General features: G+C 71.6%; 5 protein-coding genes. 1 reads left to right on the plus strand and 4 read right to left on the minus strand.

Annotated elements, in window-relative coordinates; translation table 11 throughout:
- Positions 1–366 precede the first annotated feature (366 nt).
- From ACFYRX_RS46685 to ACFYRX_RS46700, 4 genes are all read right to left on the minus strand, one after another.
- On the minus strand, positions 367–1593 hold the full coding sequence (locus ACFYRX_RS46685) for an MFS transporter (protein ID WP_389113547.1): 1227 nt from the start codon (positions 1591–1593) through the stop codon (positions 367–369).
- Positions 1594–1737: 144 nt separating this feature from the next.
- On the minus strand, positions 1738–2526 hold the full coding sequence (locus ACFYRX_RS46690) for an SDR family NAD(P)-dependent oxidoreductase (protein WP_389113549.1): 789 nt from the start codon (positions 2524–2526) through the stop codon (positions 1738–1740).
- Positions 2523–3254: an HAD family hydrolase gene (locus tag ACFYRX_RS46695; protein ID WP_389113551.1), complete on the minus strand. Its 732-nt coding sequence runs from the start codon at positions 3252–3254 to the stop codon at positions 2523–2525. Before ACFYRX_RS46695 ends, ACFYRX_RS46690 begins: the two co-directional genes overlap by 4 nt.
- A gap of 18 nt (positions 3255–3272) precedes the next feature.
- Entirely contained in the window at positions 3273–3902 is a 630-nt protein-coding gene (locus ACFYRX_RS46700) for a ScbR family autoregulator-binding transcription factor (RefSeq protein ID WP_389113553.1), read from the minus strand.
- Between the two features lie 221 nt (positions 3903–4123).
- Here ACFYRX_RS46700 and ACFYRX_RS46705 point away from each other — a divergent pair, with 221 nt between their 5' ends.
- Entirely contained in the window at positions 4124–5053 is a 930-nt protein-coding gene (locus ACFYRX_RS46705; RefSeq protein ID WP_389113555.1) for a ScbA/BarX family gamma-butyrolactone biosynthesis protein, read from the plus strand.
- Positions 5054–5184: the final 131 nt, after the last annotated feature.

Here is a 5184-nt window from a genome sequence, read left to right on the forward strand (position 1 = left end):
CTGCCCAAGACCGTCTCCGGCAAGATCCGCCGCATCGAACTGCGCGAGGCCACGGCAGCCGGGTCGGCCGCCGAGTACCGCGAGGAGGACTTCCGCTGACCCGGCCCCCCCTCGATCACCGCGGCCGTCACCCGACTCGGGCGACGGCCGCGGTGGTGTGCGGAAGCGGGCGGGAACCTGTCGGCCCTGGGCAGCCGTCGGGCTGCTGCCGGTTCACGGTCGGCCGAGTCCACGGAACCGGCCGGCACAACGCCGGCTCCCCGCCCCGGCGCGGAGTGGATTCGGCCCAGTGCGGGGGCGTTGTCGGGTCGGTTCCGGTCCGGGGTCCGGTCGGGTCCCCGCGGCCGGCCTCGGGCCCCATCCCGCTCAGATGTCCGCTGTCGTCGGGCGTACCCGGCGCAGTGTCCACAGCAGCGGCAGGGTCAGCGTGCAGATCGCCGCGCCGGCCAGGGGGAGGCCGGTGACGCCGTACCGGGCGCCGTACCAGCCGGCCATGGCCGAGCCGGCCGCGATGCCGGCGTTTCCGGCCGAGGCGCCGAGGGTCGAGGCCAGGTCGCCGGCCGGGCCCGCCAGTTCGATGGTGCGGAGTTGCAGGGCGGGGGCCAGGCCGAAGCCGAACAGGCCGAACACGGACAGACAGACGGCGACGGCGGCGGGCTCGGAACCGACCGCGTAGAGCACCGCGAGGTCCGCCGCCAGCACCACGCCGGCCACCCGCAGGGTCGTACCGGCGTCCCGGTCGGCGAAGCGGCCGCCGGCCAGGGTGCCCACGGTTCCGGCGGCGCCGAAGACCAGCAGATAGCCGCCGACCGCGCTGCCGGAGACCCCGGTGACCTTCTGCAGATAGGTGCCGAGCAACGTGAACACGGTGAACTGGCCGCAGAACAGCAGCACCGCCGTGAACAGGGCGAGCAGCGGCGGTGCGGTCAGGACGTACCGGGTCTGGGCCCGCAGTTCGCCCTGACCGCTGTTCTCGACCCGCGGCAGCACCGCGAGTGTCAGGCCCAGCGCGACACAGGCCAGCACGGCGATGCCCGCGAACACCGACTGCCACGGCATGACATGGCCCGCGTACGTGGCCAGCGGCACGCCGAGCAGGTTGGCGGCGGCGATGCCGCCGAAGACGACGGCCACCGCACGCCCCTTGCGCTCGGGCCCGACCAGGCTCGCGGCGGCGGCCGACGCGACCCCGACGAACAGGCCGTGCACGGCCCCGGCGACCGCGCGTGCCGTCACCAGCACGGCGAAGGAGTCGGCGAGCGCGGCCAGCGCGTTGGCGGCCGCGTAGACCGCCAGCGCACAGCACAGCAGCAGCCGGCGTGGCACCCGGATGGTCAGCGCGGTCAGCGAGGGGCCGCCGACGCAGACCCCGAGCGCGTACGCGGTCACCAGCAGGCCCACGGCGGTGACGGAGACATGCAGCCCGTCGGCGATCCGGTCCAGCACACCGACGGCGACGAACTCGGCGGTGCCCACCACGAACGCGCTCAGGCCCAGGACGCCGAGCGCGGCCCGGTGCGCGGAGGGGGTGCGGTGCGGTGGGCGGTTCTTGACCAGATGGGTGGTGGCGATGGTCCGGGACGCGGCTGACACGGCTGACTCCTTCGCTGACGTACGACGGCTCGTACGTCGCAAGGACATCAGCGAGGTGTGCCTCCTGTCGCCGCCGACTGCCCCAAGTAGCTCCGGATTCAAGGGAGTTGAAGGAGTCGGGGCAACCGGTGGCGCTCTCGGAGGTCAGGCGGCCGTGGTACCCCCGTCGACCGATATCGCCGCGCCGGTGACGAACGACGAACGTTCGCCGCACAGCCAGACGGCGGCCTGGGCCACCTCCTGGGGGTCGGCCATGCGCTTCTGGAGCGTCTCGTCCTCGAAACGTTCCTTCAGCTCCGGCACCGCCTGGATGACCTGGTCCATCATCTCGGTGCGGGTGCTGCCGACCACGAGGGCGTTGACGCGGATGCCGCGCTGCCCGTACTCCGCCGCGGCGGCCCGGGTGAGCCCGAGGACCGCGTGCTTGGCGGCCACGTACGCCGCCGAGGCGCCCGTCGCCCGCTGTCCGGCCACGCTGGAGGTGTTGACGATCGTGCCGCCGCCCGACTTGAGCATCTCGGGGATCTGATGGGACAGACAGTTCCAGACGCCGCGCACATTGACGTCCATGGTCCGCTCGTAGATGTCCTGGCCGGTCTCGTGCAGCACGGTGCCCGCGGTGGCGAACCCCGCGTTGTTGAAGGCGCAGTCGAGCCGCCCGAAGGTGTCGACGGCGGCGCGTACGACCCGCTCGACGTCCTCGGCGGAGGTGATGTCCCCGGGCACGGCCAGGGCCCGCCCGCCGCCGCCGGTGATCTCCTCGGTCAGTTCCCGCAACCGCTCGCCGCGCCGGGCCGTCACCACGACGGCCGCCCCCTCCCGGGCGAACAGCCGCGCGGCGGCGGCTCCGATCCCGCTGGAGGCACCGGTGATCATGGCGACCTTGCCGTCCAGCGCGAGTGAAGTGCCGGGTGCCGACTGGGTGTTGCTCATACAGGCGCCGCCTCGCTCAGCCAGAACGTGTTGTCGGTCAGTTCCGCGTCGACGGTCTGCAGCAACGTTTCGTCGATGGAGTCCAGCGAGTCCACCAGGTGCCGCACACCCGCCTCCCGCATCAGCTGCGGCTGGAAACTGTGTACGAAGTCCGTCGGGTGCCCGATGAAGCCGACCCCCAACTCCCGTGCGGTGTCGGCCACTCGGGCCACATCGTCCACGAACACCGCCTCGTCGGGACGCAGTCCGAAGATCTCGGTGGTGATCTCGTGCAGCCCGGGCCTGAAGTCGTTGGTGCACACATAGCGGGGCCCGTCGAACAGTTCGGCCCAGTCGCCGAGGAACCGGTCGAAGTGTTCGGCGCCGAGTCCGCCGTAGCACACCGTTCGCAGACCCAGTGCCCGCAGGCGCTCGACGAGGGCGATCGCGCCCGGCGTCAGGGCGACCGGGTGCTCGACGAGGTAGGCGTCCCGCTCCTCGAAGTAGGCGGCCAGCGCCTCCTCGCCGGTCATGCCGCCGGGCAGCGCGGCAGCCATGTTGCGCCCCGCGACGCGCTGCGGCCGGGAGAAGACCGAGCGTTCCAGCTCGGCCGTGTACCGGCCGCCGTGGCCGGTGATGAAACGGTGGATCACAGGGCTGAACGTGTCGTTCAGCAGTACTCCGTCGATATTGAGGGCCGCCAGTCTGAGGCGGCCGAAACCGCGCGAGGCGGGTGTGGGCAGGGACATCGATCCTCCGTGAAACGGTCAGGCCGCCGACTTGAACGCACGCTCCGTGCCGGTCTCGGTGCGTGCGACGATCGTCGGGACCGCGATGCCGGGCAGGAGCAGCCGCCACATCCTTGTGACGCGCTCGATCAGGTCGGTGCGGCCGCTCGCCACGGCCGAGAACATCTGCATGCCGGTACACGCCTCGACGATGAACTCGCCCACCTCGTCCGGCTCCACCCCGGCCTGCAACTCCCCGCGCTCGTGCGCGTCCCGCAGGCAGGCGGCCATGATTCCCGCCCATTCGCGGTACGGGGTGGCGTCCTGGAGTCCGAAGGACGCCTGCTCGTTGGTGAGCCGGACACCGGCCCGCAGTAGGGGGTCCCTCTGGAGCCGGCGGGCCCAGGTGAGCGTGATGTCCACGAGGCGCTGGAGTCCGTGCGAGTCCAGCAGCGGGACGATGGTCTCGGGCTGGCTGTTCATCACCGCCCGGGCCAGGCCCTCCTTGGACTCGAAGTGGAAGTAGAGCGCTCCGGCGGTCAGTCCGGCCCGCTTGAGGATCCGGTTGACGCTCGCCCCGGCGTAGCCGAACTCGTCGAAGACCTCAGCCGCCGCCAGTAGGAGCGTTTTGCGGGTCTGCACTGCACGCTCCTGCTTTGCGCCGGTCATCGGCCGCACCTCCCTGGAAGTAGAACGCTCCTTATGTTATCCGCCGAGAGGTCACCCTTGGCAACCCCTCGGGCCTGGGCAGACGGGAAAGCTCTCCCCTGAGGTTGACCTAGTGATGAAGAATTCTTTACCTGCCCTTGGAGTTTCAAAACAGAACGCTCTTTATGTTGTTGAAGGCGTTGTGGAGACGCCTTCACACATCCGAACTTACTGGGGGAAGCATGTCCGGAGTGTTCCAGCAGGAGTTGGCCGGTCCCGTCATGTCTGTGCAGCAGAACCATGTGCACAAGAGCAACGGCGCCGAGGTCCTGCTCTCGTCGTGGCGCGTCCTGGCCCCCGACTCCTACAGCGTCACGGCCTACTGGCCCCAGACGCACCCCTTCTACCACCCGGTCCACGGGCTCCACGACCCGCTGCTGCTCGCCGAGTCCGTACGCCAGGCCGTACCGCTGCTCTCGCACGTCGCCTACGGCGTCCCCTTCGGCCACCGCCAGGCCTGGGAGCATCTGCGTTTCGACCTCAACACCGTCGCGATGATGGTCACCACAGCCCCGGCCCGACTGGAGCTGCGCATCACCTGCTCGGACATAGTCCGCCGCGGCCCACGGCTGGCCGCGCTGACCATGGCCGTGGACGTGGCGCTGTCAGGACAGCGGCTGGGCACCGCCCGGACCCGCTTCAACAACCAGCCGCCCGCCGTCCATCAGCGCCTGCGCGGCCCCTACGCCGACCTCGCCCACGCCGTCGCCCGTGCCCTGCCGCCGGGCCCGCCGATCGAACCGGAGCTGGTGGCCCGCACCCGCCCCGAGGACGTGGTGCTCTCCGCCACCGACCGGCCCGGCCGCTGGCAGCTGCGCGTGGACCTCGCGCACCCCGTCCTCTTCGACCACCCCGTCGACCACGCCCCCGGCATGCTCCTGCTGGAGGCGGCCCGCCAGGCCGCCCACGCCGTGACCGAGCGTCCCTCGACGGTCGTCGGGATGGAGACCGAGTTCACCCGGTACGCCGAGTTCGACGCGCCCTGCTCGGTCTGGGCGGACCGGCTGCCCTCCGACCCGCAGGGCCGGCGCCGGGTCCTGGTCAGCCTGGAACAGAACGGTCTGCGCATCTTCTCCGCCGACGTCACCCTGGAGACCGCGGCCGACCTGTGACAGAAAGACGCGAGGGGTGGGGGGGCCCCCCCCCGGGCCCCCCCCCCCCCCCCGGGTTTTTTTTGGCCGCAGACGCGGGCCCCGCCCCCCCCCCCCCCACCCCCCCGCGCCACCCGGCCCGGGGGGCGCCC

The sequence above is a fragment of the Streptomyces sp. NPDC005374 genome, assembly GCF_042872225.1.
Taxonomy (GTDB): Bacteria; Actinomycetota; Actinomycetes; order Streptomycetales; family Streptomycetaceae; genus Streptomyces.